A 13268-nucleotide genomic window follows, 5' to 3' on the forward strand; every position below is an offset into this window, starting at 1 on the left:
GAAAAGAAAGGGTGCGCTGCCCCCTGTTCAGCCTATTTGCCAGGATCTGGAGGCAAAGGAGAAGCCAGACGACTGCTGGCCGGAACCTCCACCAATTCCCACCGGGCACGCCCTCGCTCGTTCGTCCGCTCGCCAGCCGCCAGAGACGCAGAGGCTCGCCAGCAACTGTGGAAGGGGAAGATCTACCCAGGAGCAAGGCCGGAGAGAATCCTGCCGCCCCCCAGGAATCCGCCAGAGGTGAACGGCAGGCTCTCACTGTTAGTCCTGGTTACGCAGCTCCAGCTGCTTAATGCGCAAGAGAAGACGCAGACGGGCAGCGAGATGGCGTGCATCGACCGGCTTGACAACGTAGTCATCAGCGCCGGCGGCGAATCCAGCGATTTTATCCTGTACCGTCATCTGGGAGCTAAGAATCATTACAGGGAGATGGCGCAATGAAGACTGATCGCGCACGAAGCGACAGAGATCGAGACCATTCTCGTTGCCCAGCACAATCTCACAGATCAGCAGGTCGGGGGGCTCTTCGAGTAAGCAGCGACGAGCTTCTTCCAAAGAAGAGGCACAACGGACAGTAAACATATGCTCCAGGGCTTGTTTAATGCGCCCCTGGGTATGTGGATCGTCATCAACGAAGAGCACCCGCGGCAATTGCGCTGTTCTTGGTTCACGAGCCATGAGACGGATAGATAGCATCGTCGATCAGCACTTACAAGAAATAAGTGTTCAAGCAGCTAAATAAAACCGACATGGACAGAGGGAGACGGGAAGCAAGAGGCCTCTCCCGCGGCTGTCCCCTTGCTTCTCAACGAAGATGAGTGGACAGCCCTCTGCCAGCAAGACAAGCCTGACACAAAAGATCCTGGCCACCCACTTGAGCAAACGTGGTTCGGCTTAGACCTGTTGCTTGGTGGCGCATCTGGTCAAGAGCCATTGCAGCAGCATCCCTTAGCGAAGCAGAGTGGTTCGCGCACGGTCCCCATCGTGCTCAACCGACTCATCGTCCTTATCGTTGTTGCTGTTGCTGCTGCTCACTCTGGCTGCGCATCAATTCATCCATGCGGCGCTGGCGGTCAGCGGGAGTCAGGCGCAGAACGCGCTCGATAGCCGCATTGAGGGCGCTAGGTTTAAAGGGCTTGGTCAGATACTCATCGACCCCGGAGAGAAGGCCCGTGAGCTGATCCTCCTCGCGCGTCATCGCACTGAGGATGATCATAGGAGTATCGGCAGTGCGTGCATCGCCCCGCAGGCAGCGCACTAGCTGGTAGCCATCCATCCGAGGCATCTTCACATCGATGATGACGCAATCGGGGTGATGGGCATAGACCTGTTCCAGGCCCTGGACGCCGTCATAAGCGACGATGACCTCGTAGGAGCCCTGGAGATTCACGGCATATTTGATAAGCTCTACAATAGTAGGATTATCGTCGATGACCAGCACTTTCTTCATCGTCTTTTCCGCCGTTTAAAGCCGTCTTGCTCAGGCACTGCACTTTATCTCTCCTCAACAGCAAAGACGACCCACCCCTTTGCATTGTAACACACCGGCCTGGCCTTGCCAACTGAGGCCCTCGGGAGTACTAGCCAGGCGGACGGTCAGGCGGCTGGCATCCCAGTCGGTCATCTTTTCCCCGCCTGTCCCCTTGTGGTACAATGAAGCAGATAGCAACGGGCTGCCGACAGCTTTGCCCTGGCGTGGCGCTGTCAGGCGGCTGTAGGATGCCCCATTCTGGGGAGGCCTCTGCTGATGGTAGCTTTCGAGCGCTACTCGCGACAGACTCTCTTTGGTCCTATTGGACGCCAGGGTCAGGAACGCCTGCTTGCCTCCTCCGTGGCCATTATCGGCTGCGGCGCGCTCGGCACTATGCTTGCTAACCACCTTTGTCGCGCTGGTATCGGGCAAGTGACCATTGTCGACCGCGATTACGTTGAGCTGAGTAACCTGCAGCGGCAGATCCTCTTTGACGAAGACGACGTTCAGGCCCATTTGCCCAAAGCGGTGGCTGCAGCCAGGAAACTGGAGCGTATCAACAGTGAGGTCAGGATCGAAGCCCTGGTTGCCGACCTCGATGCCGAGGAGGTCGAGTCGTTGGTCCAGCGCGTAGATCTGGTGCTGGACGCCACCGATAACTTCGAAACGCGCTATCTGCTCAATGATGCCTGCGTGAAACACCGACGACCCTGGATCTACAGCGGGGTGATCGCCGCTCACGGGGTGACGATGAACATTCTCCCGGGCGAGACCGCCTGCTTGCGCTGTGTCTTCCCCGAGATGCCTCCCCCCGGCAGCACACCGACCTGCGATACTGCCGGGGTGCTCAATGGAATTGTGAGCATGATTAGCGGCATCGCAGCGACTGAGGCCCTTAAAATCTTGCTTCAGAGTCCTCTGATCAGCCGGGCCTTGCTGGCCGCCGATCTCTGGGAGAATACGTTTGAGCGTCTGGAGTTGCCTCGTCAGCTCGATTGCCCGACCTGCTCCCTTGGACGCTTCGATTTCTTGAACGCCTCCTTCCAGAGCAGGACAACCGTGCTCTGTGGGCGCAACGCTGTTCAGATACGCAGCAGCCGCCGCGGAACTCCCGTCGATCTGGGGGCTCTGGCTCAGCGTCTAGAAGCGCTCGTTCCCGTCCAGCACAACGCCTACTTGCTGCGCTTCACTATCGATAGCTACGAGATGACGGTCTTCTCCGACGGACGCGCGATCATCAAGGGCACCGATAACGAGCAAGTTGCGCGCTCACTCTACGCCCGTTACATCGGTATGTGACCGATTTCCGCGCCAGCCCGGCCCAGCCCGGCCCGGCCCGGCCTGGGGAGGAGCGCCAGGTCTGCCAGCAGAGGCGGGCAGGTCCAGCCCCGCTGCCCAGCCGGGGTCTTGTCCCTCTCCCACTCTATGCTATAATGAGGCACAATCCGCCTGGTGGTCTCTTCACTTCATCATCCGTTAGCGTCTTTCTGAGAGGCACAGCGCAACCAACAGCGCCAGCAAGCGAGCAAGCAATTCATAATCAAGGAGACAGAACGACTCGACTGACCTCCATCAGCAAGCAAGGGAGTCATGTTCTATGGCTGAGTATATTCTGGTCTGCGTGGCCTGGCCCTACGCTAAAACGTCGACCCACGTTGGGCAGATCGCCGGTGCGTATCTGCCCGCCGATACTTTCGCGCGCTATCATCGTCTGGCCGGTAACCATGTGTTGATGATCTCTGGCAGCGATGAGCATGGCACGCCCATTCTGGTCGAAGCTGAGCGTCAGGGCATTTCGCCGCGCGAATTTGTCTCCTACTACCATCGCCAGATCTGCGAGATCTGGGAGCGCCTGGGGATCTCGTGGGATCTCTATACAGAAACGGGTACGGAGAATCACTATCGCATCACGCAGGATTTCTTTCTGACGCTCTATCAGAAGGGCTATGTCTATAAAGATACAATGCAGTCGCCCTATTGTCCAACGGATCGCCGCTTTCTCCCCGATCGCTACGTCGAGGGGACCTGTCCTCACTGTGGCTATCCCCAGGCGCGCGGTGACCAGTGCGACAATTGTGGTCGAGTACTCGATCCCGTCGATCTGATCCAGCCTCACTGCCGTCTCTGCGGCAGTAGGGAGCAGCCGCTGGAGATCCGCGATACCGAGCATTTCTTTCTTGACCTGCCCAAGCTTCAGGAGCCGATCCTGCAGTGGCTCTCTCAGGGTAAGGAGCACTGGCGTCCCAACGTTTATGCCTTTACAATGAATTGGCTGAAGGAGGGCCTGCGCCCGCGCGCGATCACGCGCGATCTCGATTGGGGCGTGCCTATCCCGCTGGAAGGCTACGATGAAAAGCGCATCTATGTCTGGTTCGATGCGGTGATTGGCTACTTCTCAGCCACCGTGGAGTGGGCGCAGCGTAGTGGCAATCCCGAGGCCTGGAAGCAATGGTGGGTCCCTGGCATGACCAATCCCCCGGTGAAAGCCTACTACTTTATCGGCAAGGACAACATTCCTTTCCACACGATTATCTGGCCGGCCATGTTGATGGGCTATGGCAACCGCAATCTGCCCTACGATGTCCCAGCCAACGAGTTCATGACAATGCGCGGCAGCAAAGCATCCAGCAGCCGGGGTAATGTGGTCTGGACGAAGGATGTGCTCGATCTCTACGGGGCAGATCCGCTGCGCTACTACCTGTCAGCCTCCGCTCCCGAGGGACGCGATACCGATTTTACTTTCGAGGAGCTGGTACGGCGCAACAACGATGAGCTAGTTGCTACCTACGGCAACGCTGTCCATCGCACCTTGACCTTTGTCCAGAGCCGCTTTGGCGGGACAGTTCCCACGCCCGGGGCACTGAGCACCGCTGATGAAGCCATGCTGGCAGAGGTGGAGAAGGGCTTTCTGACAGTCGGCGAGTTGATCAGTCGCTGCCGCTTCAAGGACGGATTGCAGGCGGCGATGGCTGTGGCTCACGTGGCCAATCGCTATCTTGATGAGCAGGCCCCCTGGAAACGCATCAAAGAGGATCGTCAGGCCGCTGGGACGACGCTCTACGTGATGCTGCAGGTGCTGAGCGGTCTGCGCTTGTTGCTCTATCCCTACCTGCCTTTCTCTTCGCAGAAGCTGCACACTTACCTGGGCTTCGAGGGCGATGTCAGTGCTTCTCGCTGGCAGCTTGAAACGGTGCCCGCTGGCAGACGGCTGCCACCACCCCAGCCGCTCTTCGCCAAGCTGGAGGAGCCTGCTGATCTCTCTTCCACTGAGAGTAAGTCGCTGCCCTAGGGCTGATCGCCTTGCCGGCAGGCCCTGCCACAGGCCCAGACAAGAGAGCGAGCCAGTCAGGAGAGGAAAAAGAGAACTACAACACCGCTGGGGAGCGTCTCTTCCCCCCAGTGCCAGCCGGGCGGAGGAGGAGGCGCTCCGCCTGGCTGATCCTTATTCTTCGATCGCCTGCTCTTCGCTCTCCCGAAGACGATAGCCCGCCGCCTGGGCCGCAAGGCAGGCGGCCCCTACCACGCCCGAGAAATCGCCCAGGCGAGTGCGCACAATGGGCGTCTGGCGTGCAGGTAGGGAGAGGGCCACAGTGCGCGCCCGCCGCACGGCGCGCTCAAAGAGCAGATCGATGGCTTCGATAACGCCTCCCCCCAGAATGATGGCTTCGGGATTGTAAAAATTGATGATCGAAGCCAGGCCATAGCCCAGGTAGTCCGCAGCTTCGCTGACTACCTCTATGACTAACTCATCGTTCTGCTGAATCGCGCTGGCCAGCAATCCCGAGCGAATGATGGTCTCGCCACCTTTGAGCTGGAGCAGGGCCTCGTCGGCCAGCATCGATTTGCGGCCATGATGGATCTCAGCCAGAATGGCCCGCGTGATGGCCGTGCGTGAGGCATAGGCTTCCAGGCAGCCGCGCGCGCCACAGCCACAGATGCGTCCGCTGGCTTCCACCGTAATATGGCCAATCTCTCCGGCGGTACCGGAGAGACCTGTGTAGAGACGCCCGTTTTGAATGATACCAGCCCCGATGCCGGTGCCGATAAAGACACAGACAAAATTTTTGTAGGTGCGCCCGGCCCCGTGGAGGTACTCGCCCAGAGCCGCGACCTCAACATCATTGCCAACTGCAACTGGGCGTTCAAATTCGGCACTCAGCAGAGCCGCTACCGGCATATCGCGCACGCCGAGGTTGGGCGCCTCTAGAATCACGCCGGCCTGACGATCAATCTGGCCGGCAGCACCGATGCCTACCGCGAGCAGCTCGCGCCCGTTGCGCAGATCGGCGGCCTCTAGAGCGGCACGAGCGACTTCCACGACCCGGCGGGCAACAAAGTCCTGCCCTCGCTCCGCTTTTGTGCGCTTGCGCGCCGAGGCGATCACTGCGCCAGTGGAGACATCGATAACTGCCGCCAGCGTCTTGGTGCCTCCCAGGTCGATGCCAAGAGCATAGGATGCTGCTGGATGTCCCGCGTGATTCTTGGCCATAGTCCTCTCCTCAAGAGAAACAGAACGGTAGCAACAGGCCGCACAGCCTGTTTCATACCGCTTGCTCATGATAGTGTGGATATGGGACGGCTCTCTGAGCAGAGTACGCTCGCTGCTCCTGCAGCATGCACGCCCACCTGCCCCAGGGGAGCACGCTTCAGTCCCTCTTCTCTCCCTTACTCCTGCCGAAAGGGGAGGCTCAGATTCGGCTCCACATCCAGATCAAGATCATGCTCCTCACCATGCAGGCGATGGAAGAAGGCCGCCGCCGCTACCATGGCCGCATTGTCTGTGCAGAATTCGATCGGCGGATACTGCAACCGGATGCCTAGCGGTGTCAGCTCTTCCTCCAGGCGCGCCCGCAAGGCAACGTTGGCCGCAACGCCACCGGCCAGCAAGACCTGCCGCACGTGATATTCCTGGGCGGCCATGCGCGTCTTGACCGCCAGGACATCAACAATGGCTTCCTGGAAACCCGCCGCCAGCAGACCGATATGGACTTGACCGCGTCTGGCCGCTTCGCTTCCCATCGTGGTGTAGCGACTAACCTGGCGCCCTCCACTGGGCAGTGGGCGACCCGATTGCTGGTCCGCCACCAGTCCTTCGGCCAGGTGTAGCATGGCTGTTTTCAGTCCACTGAAGCTGAAGTCATAGGTTCCTCGTAGCCAGGCCCGCGGCAGCCGATAAGGGTTGCGCACCGGAAGGCGCTGCTGGCGTAGCTCCTCTTCCGCCAGGCGTGCAGCCCGCTGAATGGCTGGACCACCGGGATAGCCAAGCCCCAGAATGCGAGCCACCTTATCAAAGGCTTCCCCCGCGGCATCGTCGCGCGTCCGCCCCAACAGGAGATAGTCGGTATGATCACGCATGAGGACTAGCTCGCTATGAGCGCCGGAAACGACCAGGCAGATCAAAGGAAAGAGCGGATCACCGGGCAGATAGGCGCATTCCGTCTCATTCGCGCCCGACTGGAGATCAGCGTCCGGCGTTGCAGCGTCCGGCGTTGGGCGCAGCCAGTTGGCGTAGATATGGGCTTCCAGATGGTTGACCCCAAGGAAAGGTAGATCGCGGGCGAGAGCCAGGGTCTTGCCTACTGTCAGGCCAACGAGCAGCGAGCCAGCAAGGCCAGGACCATAGGTAGCAGCCACCGTCTCGATGTCTTCCCAGCGGCAGTGAGCCTGCTGCAGAGCCGTCTCGATGACTGGCAGAATAGCGGCCAGCTGCTGACGCGAGGCGACCTCTGGCACTACTCCTCCGTAGCGTTCATGAATCTCTGTCTGCGAGGCGACTACATTAGCCAATAGGTAGCGACCATCTTTGACAATGGCTGCCCCAGTCTCATCACAAGAGCTTTCGATCCCTAGAACGAGCATAGCTCACCCCCTTTCTCATTCAATGAAAAGTTGCGTAGCTGGGGTGCACATCTCTCTGACCGGCTCCGGCTCCGGCGTTGCCCCGCTCTTCTGCCCGGCCAGAACGGCGGCAGCCAGCATACAATTGCCGGCCAGGCCATCCAGACCCAGTCACCCAAGTCGGGTCAGAGGCTGTCAGCGCAGATCAGGCAGTCGGTCGATCGGTCGGGATGACCTCTCTTAGCCCCGAGCTTCCAGCTTCCGTAACAGCGCGGCTTTCTGCTCCTGAAACTTCTGGCGATAGGCCGGGCTGTGGATCTCGTCAGTCCACATGATCAGAGCGTCCTCTTGATTATCGCTGTAGTAGCGATGGCGCAGACCGGCCTCACGGAAGCCATACTTACGATAGAGATTTTGGGCAACGTAGTTAGAGACACGTACCTCAAGCGTGACCCATCTGGCGCCGATGGTATAGGCGATATCAATCAGGCTGATGAGCAAGAACTCGCCGAGTCCCTGACGACGATAGTCAGGATGCAGGGCAATCGTGGTGATATGCGCTTCGTCAACCATGAGCCACAGCCCGGCAAAGCCAATGATCGAGGCGAGCTGCGGTGAGGTTGTCGCCGTCGACGAGCGGCCCGGCAACAGCGACAGAGGGAAGAAGCGCCTTGGCTTCTCAGCTTCAGAGGCAGAAGGCTCCACGTGCTCCTCTAGAATCTTCTTATCCCGCAGGACAATATAGTGCGCCCAGCGGTTGTCTTGCAGTTCCTTGCGATAGGCACTAGGAGGCCAGGTTGATGGATAGGCCAGACGCTCAATCTCGATCACCCGAGGTACGTCTGACAACGTCATGCGTTCAATGCTGTAACGCACGTTCTTCCCTCTCTGTCTCGCTTTGAGGTAGTGAGCGCGGCTGACCCACCGCGTTCAGCAGCGGTTGCTTACGTGCACTGGCCGTAATGGCAGGGGGGCGCAAGTAAAGCGGTTCCAGGCGCAAAGGATCATCATGCTCGCCCCGCAAGAGGCGCGGTAAGGCGAGAGCGGCCAGAGTGGTGGCCCGTCTGGTGGCCAGCAATGGCTCAGCGAAGGCACACTCCGGCAGAGAGGAGCGCAGGGTCGCGCAGGTGGCCGCTTTCAGCTCCCCACAGAAGAGAAAAGGAGGCAGCTCGCGCCGGCCCGGCACTGCCAGAGATGTGGCAGCCAGTTCCTTGAGATAGGCCACGAGCTGCTGAGGAGGCAGCAGGACATAGTTTCCAAGCCGACGCAGCTCCTGCCTAAGCCGCCCCTGCTCATCCTGACCTTCCGTGCTGAGATAGCAGGCAGCATACAGTTCGGAGCGCCCTGCTTCCAGCACAGCGCAGATCGGCCCCGACCAGCGGCGCTGCTGGGCAGCGATGATGTCCAGGGTGCCCACCCCAATCAGTGGCTTCTCCAGGGCAAAAGCCAGGCTACGGGCCGTGGCCACCGCCACGCGCACGCCATTAAAGGAGCCTGGGCCTAAAGCCACCGCCAGGGCAGAGAGGTCCGCCGGACGCCAGTTTCGACTGGTCAGTAACCGACGGATCGCTGGCAACAACTCAACACTATGATTGTTCTCGACAAGCCAGGTCTCCTCTGCGTAGAGCGTCTCCTCGGAGCAAAGGGCCAGACTTGCCTGGCGCGTGGAGGAATCAATTGCCAAGAGCAGCATAGGTATTTTTCTGGAATTGTTGTAGCAGCTCACAATAATACGATCCAACGGCCTCGAAGAGGAGCGCACGCTTCGTCTCGCTGAGCAACTTCAGACGAATGCGGAGATACTCGCCAGACCAGAGCGTGGCAGCCTTATCAGCCCACTCCACCACACAGACGCCTGCCGGGTTAGAAAAGTAATCTTCGAAGCCCAGATCAAGTATCTCTTCAGGATGCTCCAGGCGATAGAGATCGAAATGGTAAAGCGCCAAACCTCTGGAGTGCGTTGCCTGCTCTTCTCCGCGCCTGCGCGGCTGACCACGGTACTCCTTCAGGAGTGTAAAGGTAGGGCTGCTGACCACCTCAGCAATGCCCAGACCTTGAGCCAGACCCTGCGTAAAGGTGGTCTTCCCCGTCCCTAGCTGGCCGGCCAGCAGGATCAGTTCACCACCACGCAGCAGCTCTCCTAAGCGCATACCAAGCCGCTGAGTTTGGGCCGCACTATGACTGATCACATCAAGGGTACAGCTCACCTCGTCTTGAGAAGCACCAGTCACACCGTCTTCCTTTTCCCCTGCTATAGCCGTGGCTCAAGTATCTCTTGAGCCTTTCCAGAGAACCTCAAATTATTATAACACAGTCCTCCCTGCTTCGCCTCAGCCGATTTTCTTCCCACAGCTAGAGCAATAGAGCGCCCGCACGCGGACTAACTGGCCACAGTGAGGGCAGGGCACCTTATCGGCCACACGCGGGCCGCTGCTGGCCGTTGAACCAGCCGCTCCTACCGTTCCAGGGAAGCCTCCCATTCCCGCCGGCGCCGGTGGCGTCGTTGAGGCCGTTGGCGCCACTGGAGGCGGAGTATAATCGCGCGGTGGCTGCGGAGCAAACTGCTCCGGTTGATAGGTCTCATTCTTAATCTCCTGCAGCTGTTGCTCCCGATTACGCAGATCGGCATCCAGCTCCTGAATACTGACACAGATACGCGCTAACTGTGGCTGGGATAGCGCTCCCTGCTGATAGAGGGTCATAGCCGCAGTGGCCAGCTCCTCCAGCAGGAGCTGACGCTGCTTGAGCAGCTGATCAATCTCCCCCTGCTTGTTTCGCATACGCAGCTGCTTCTGCGCTTCCCAGGTGGTGCGGCTGACAGCCGCGGAGACAAGATGTTTCGCCGACTCAACAAAGTCCGCCATGATTGGTGCTCCTTCCCTTTGTCAGTTGGTCTGGTGAGCTGGGAATGCAGGTCGGGCCTCCTGCTCGGCACGAGGGTAATCCTGCCTCTCTCGTGGGAGCGGCGAGAGCAGCCATTTCTAGCCCACTCATGCACCCCCGTTGGCTCCCTGGCAGTTCTGACCGGTAGAAGGGTAGACGCGCTAGATTGCTACCTGGAGACCCGGCCCAGGCACTGCCAGCTAATCCTCGCTCTCCACTGCCCCGCGATGGATACGCACAGCCTCCAGTCGACCCGCGCTGCTGAGCTGGATAGCCACCACATCAATGCGCCAGGGACGCTCGTAGGCCTCGTGCAGCTCAAGGTAGTGAGAGGCCACCTCAATGAGCTTGCGACGCTTCTGGCATGTCAGGGCCTCCTCGGGAGGGCCCCAGCTGCTGCCGCGGCGCGTCTTCACTTCAATAAAGACCAGCTCCTCGCCATCGCTGGCCACAAGGTCGATCTCACCAGCCCGGCAGCGAAAGTTGTGCTCGTGAATATGATAGCCCTGCTGACGCAGGATGACAGCTGCCAGGCGCTCGCCAGCTTGACCAAGGGCGCGCTGGCCCCTGGTCCGGCTCAGGCTCTTCCGTCCCTGTCCACCAGACTTCTCGTGATCTGGACAATTCATGAGAGTAATACGCCATCCCCACTCTCAATGTTGTATGCTTCCTATGAGAACACCGCTGAGCTAGCAGCGCTCTTGCCGTCTCTGCAAGGATAGCCTAGACAGCGGCCAGATGCAAGCAGACAAGGAGCGTTCCCGAAGACGACCCGGGGAAACGCTCAGAAGAGGAGTAAGTCAAGAGATGGTACAGCAACCGATTGTCTTTCTCCACGGAGCAGGAGGGAGCGCCCATAGCTGGAGCGCTCTGCTAGAGTATCTCGGCTCGTGTCCCGCTATTGCCATTGACCTGCCAGGCCACGGCCAGCGCGCGGACACACTACCAGCGGAGGTGAGCGTGAGCGACTACGCTCAGGCCGTCTGGCAGATTGTGAGCCATGAACTACAGCTTCAGAGGCCGATTGTCGCCGGGCACTCGATGGGCGGCGCCATTGCCCTGACCCTGGCCCTGGAGCATGGTCAGGAGCTGGCCGGACTGATCTTGATCGGCACAGGCGCCCGCCTGCGCGTACGAGCCGATCTACTGGAAGCCGCTCGGACAGGCTCACCCGAGGCGCTGCAAGCGCTGGCCACCTGGAGCCTGGTCTCGACAAGCAGCGAGAGCCAGCGCACTCGCTTTCAACAGGAGCTAGCCAGCGGCGCTGCTCAGCTTTATCGTGACCTGCTGGCCTGCCACACCTTCGATTGCATGGCCCGCCTCGGAGAGATCCAGCTGCCAACCCTGATCGTCGTAGGCGCAGAAGACCAGATGACTCCTGTTAAGTATAGCCAGTATCTTCATAACCACATTGCAGGCTCAACGCTGCAGATCATCCCTGCTGCCGGTCATGCCTTGATGCAAGAGCGACCGGAGGAGCTGGCTCGCGTCATCGCTGCCTGGCTGGCAGCAGCCCCCTCGACGCCTTCCCCTGGTTCATGCTACAATACAGCCAGTGGTTTCCCTCACGAATAATAGAGCAAGCAGGGCAGCAACGGCCCTTCTTCATACAGAGCATTTGCGATAGATAGGGGGCAACGGTATGTCAGGCCATTCGAAATGGGCACAGATTCGCCGAGCTAAAAGCGTGAACGATGCGCGCAGGGGACAACTGTTCACGCGCCTCGGGCGCGAGATCGCAGTTGCTGTGCGCGAAGGAGGAAGCGGAGACCCAGCCGCCAACCCGCGTCTGCGCATGGCTATTCAGCGCGCGCGCGATGCCAACATGCCAATGGAGAACATCGAGCGCACCATCAAGCGGGCCCTTGGCGGCGCAGAGGGCAGCAACCTGGAAGAAGTGACCTATGAGGGCTATGGCCCCGGCGGGACGGCCATCCTTATCGAGGCGATGACCGAAAACCGCAATCGCACGGTCGCAGAGATTCGCAACGCCTTCAGCCGCAACGGCGGAAGCCTGGGCGAGACGGGTAGCGTCTCCTGGATCTTTGAGCCGCGCGGGATCATCGAGCTGGCTCTCGACGGGCACGACCCCGATGAGGTCTCACTGGAGGCCATCGATCTGGGCGCCGAAGATGCGGAAACGTCCTCGGAGGAGGACCAGATCTTGACGATCTACACGACCCCAGCCAATCTGGAGAAGGTACGTCAGGCTCTCCAGGAGAAGAATTACAAGATTCTGAAAGCTGAGAGCACGATGGTTCCCAAGACACGGGTCGAACTGCACGATGCCAGAACTGCCCATCAGCTCATGCGGCTGGTCGAGAAGCTGGAGGATCTGGACGACGTCCAGAACGTCTACTCCAACGCCGATATTCCTGACGAACTGGTGGCCTCCTATGAGTAGGGCCTGTGACAGCAGCGAGCCAGGGATCAGAGCGACCCTTGTGGCCGCTCTGTCCTCTCACCGGAAGCACAGCAAGGAAGGCGGCATGACCCTATGACTCAGAAGGCTCCGCCGCGGCGGGTCGCCCTGGGCATCGATCCAGGGACGGCCATTGTAGGATATGCCGTCGTAGCGGCCCAGGGCGACCGGCTTAGCTTGCTCGCCTGCGATGTCATTACTACGCCCGCCGGCATGCCCTTACCTCAGCGCCTCCAGCAGATCTATGAGCGTCTGGGAGAAATCGTCACCATTCACCAGCCGGCGGAGGCGGCTATGGAGGAGCTTTTTTTCGCCAAAAACGCCCGCACGGCGATGATGGTCGGCCAGGCGCGTGGTGTAGCCATGCTGGCGCTGGCCAATCACGGATTGCCCATTGCAGAGTATACGCCACGCCAGGTGAAACAGGCAGTCACCGGCTACGGCAGTGCAGACAAGGCGCAGGTCGGGGAGATGGTGCGCATTTTGCTCAATCTGCGCTCCATTCCTCGCCCCGACGACGCAGCAGATGCGGCAGCTATTGCCATCTGTCACCTCTATAGCTCCCACCTGATCAAAGCCAGTCTCCTTTCAGAGGGCTTCCACTCCTCAGAATCAGGAGGATGGTAATCATTCCCCAAAAAGTCAGCAACCGTTACT

Annotated in this window: 13 protein-coding genes and 1 pseudogene; 5 read left to right on the forward strand and 9 right to left on the reverse strand. The window is 59.7% G+C overall.

Features of this window, described 5'->3' with window-relative positions:
* Nucleotides 1–258: 258 nt before the first annotated feature.
* Together A4R35_RS06655 and A4R35_RS06660 are read right to left on the reverse strand one after the other, a co-directional pair.
* A complete protein-coding gene (locus A4R35_RS06655; RefSeq protein ID WP_112427714.1) occupies nucleotides 259–693 on the reverse strand; it encodes a response regulator in 435 nt (144 codons plus the stop codon).
* Between the two features lie 310 nt (nucleotides 694–1003).
* Complete coding sequence (locus A4R35_RS06660) at nucleotides 1004–1447, reverse strand: response regulator transcription factor (RefSeq protein WP_069805134.1); 444 nt, start codon at nucleotides 1445–1447, stop codon at nucleotides 1004–1006.
* 297 nt (nucleotides 1448–1744) lie between these two features.
* On the opposite strand from A4R35_RS06660, the gene A4R35_RS06665 reads away from it, so the two are divergent.
* Both A4R35_RS06665 and metG read left to right on the forward strand, forming a co-directional pair.
* The gene (locus tag A4R35_RS06665; RefSeq protein WP_112427717.1) at nucleotides 1745–2767 is read left to right on the forward strand and encodes a ThiF family adenylyltransferase; all 1023 of its coding nucleotides are present in this window, start codon (nucleotides 1745–1747) and stop codon (nucleotides 2765–2767) included.
* 277 nt (nucleotides 2768–3044) lie between these two features.
* Nucleotides 3045–4757: pseudogene (gene metG / locus A4R35_RS06670) on the forward strand (methionine--tRNA ligase); the annotation flags it as partial.
* A 153-nt stretch (nucleotides 4758–4910) separates the two neighbouring features.
* On the opposite strand, the gene A4R35_RS06675 reads toward metG, so the two are convergent.
* From A4R35_RS06675 to A4R35_RS06705, 7 genes are all read right to left on the reverse strand, one after another.
* A complete protein-coding gene (locus tag A4R35_RS06675) occupies nucleotides 4911–5957 on the reverse strand; it encodes an ROK family protein (RefSeq protein WP_189361413.1) in 1047 nt (348 codons plus the stop codon).
* A 176-nt stretch (nucleotides 5958–6133) separates the two neighbouring features.
* Complete coding sequence (locus tag A4R35_RS06680) at nucleotides 6134–7327, reverse strand: tRNA (adenosine(37)-N6)-threonylcarbamoyltransferase complex transferase subunit TsaD (protein WP_112427723.1); 1194 nt, start codon at nucleotides 7325–7327, stop codon at nucleotides 6134–6136.
* A 219-nt stretch (nucleotides 7328–7546) separates the two neighbouring features.
* Nucleotides 7547–8182: a ribosomal protein S18-alanine N-acetyltransferase gene (gene rimI / locus A4R35_RS06685; protein WP_112427725.1), complete on the reverse strand. Its 636-nt coding sequence runs from the start codon at nucleotides 8180–8182 to the stop codon at nucleotides 7547–7549.
* Nucleotides 8166–8999 carry a tRNA (adenosine(37)-N6)-threonylcarbamoyltransferase complex dimerization subunit type 1 TsaB gene (tsaB, locus tag A4R35_RS06690; RefSeq protein WP_112427727.1) on the reverse strand — a complete coding sequence of 278 codons (834 nt, stop codon included), beginning with the start codon at nucleotides 8997–8999 and terminating at the stop codon, nucleotides 8166–8168. The genes rimI and tsaB overlap by 17 nt, the downstream gene beginning before the upstream one ends.
* Entirely contained in the window at nucleotides 8980–9537 is a 558-nt protein-coding gene (gene tsaE, locus A4R35_RS06695) for a tRNA (adenosine(37)-N6)-threonylcarbamoyltransferase complex ATPase subunit type 1 TsaE (protein ID WP_112427729.1), read from the reverse strand. Before tsaE ends, tsaB begins: the two co-directional genes overlap by 20 nt.
* 99 nt (nucleotides 9538–9636) lie before the next feature.
* On the reverse strand, nucleotides 9637–10170 hold the full coding sequence (locus A4R35_RS06700; RefSeq protein ID WP_112427731.1) for a zinc ribbon domain-containing protein: 534 nt from the start codon (nucleotides 10168–10170) through the stop codon (nucleotides 9637–9639).
* Nucleotides 10171–10389: 219 nt separating this feature from the next.
* Nucleotides 10390–10818: a YraN family protein gene (locus A4R35_RS06705; protein WP_112427733.1), complete on the reverse strand. Its 429-nt coding sequence runs from the start codon at nucleotides 10816–10818 to the stop codon at nucleotides 10390–10392.
* Between the two features lie 178 nt (nucleotides 10819–10996).
* Between A4R35_RS06705 and A4R35_RS06710 the strand changes: the two genes are divergently transcribed.
* The 3 genes from A4R35_RS06710 to ruvC all read left to right on the forward strand — a co-directional run bounded on the left by A4R35_RS06710 (nucleotide 10997) and on the right by ruvC (nucleotide 13238).
* The gene (locus tag A4R35_RS06710; RefSeq protein WP_189361415.1) at nucleotides 10997–11764 is read left to right on the forward strand and encodes an alpha/beta fold hydrolase; all 768 of its coding nucleotides are present in this window, start codon (nucleotides 10997–10999) and stop codon (nucleotides 11762–11764) included.
* Nucleotides 11765–11831: 67 nt separating this feature from the next.
* Complete coding sequence (locus A4R35_RS06715) at nucleotides 11832–12593, forward strand: YebC/PmpR family DNA-binding transcriptional regulator (protein ID WP_112427737.1); 762 nt, start codon at nucleotides 11832–11834, stop codon at nucleotides 12591–12593.
* Between the two features lie 93 nt (nucleotides 12594–12686).
* Nucleotides 12687–13238: a crossover junction endodeoxyribonuclease RuvC gene (ruvC, locus tag A4R35_RS06720; protein WP_112427739.1), complete on the forward strand. Its 552-nt coding sequence runs from the start codon at nucleotides 12687–12689 to the stop codon at nucleotides 13236–13238.
* Nucleotides 13239–13268 lie beyond the last annotated feature (30 nt).

This window comes from Thermogemmatispora tikiterensis (assembly GCF_003268475.1).
Lineage (GTDB): Bacteria > Chloroflexota > Ktedonobacteria > Ktedonobacterales > Ktedonobacteraceae > Thermogemmatispora > Thermogemmatispora tikiterensis.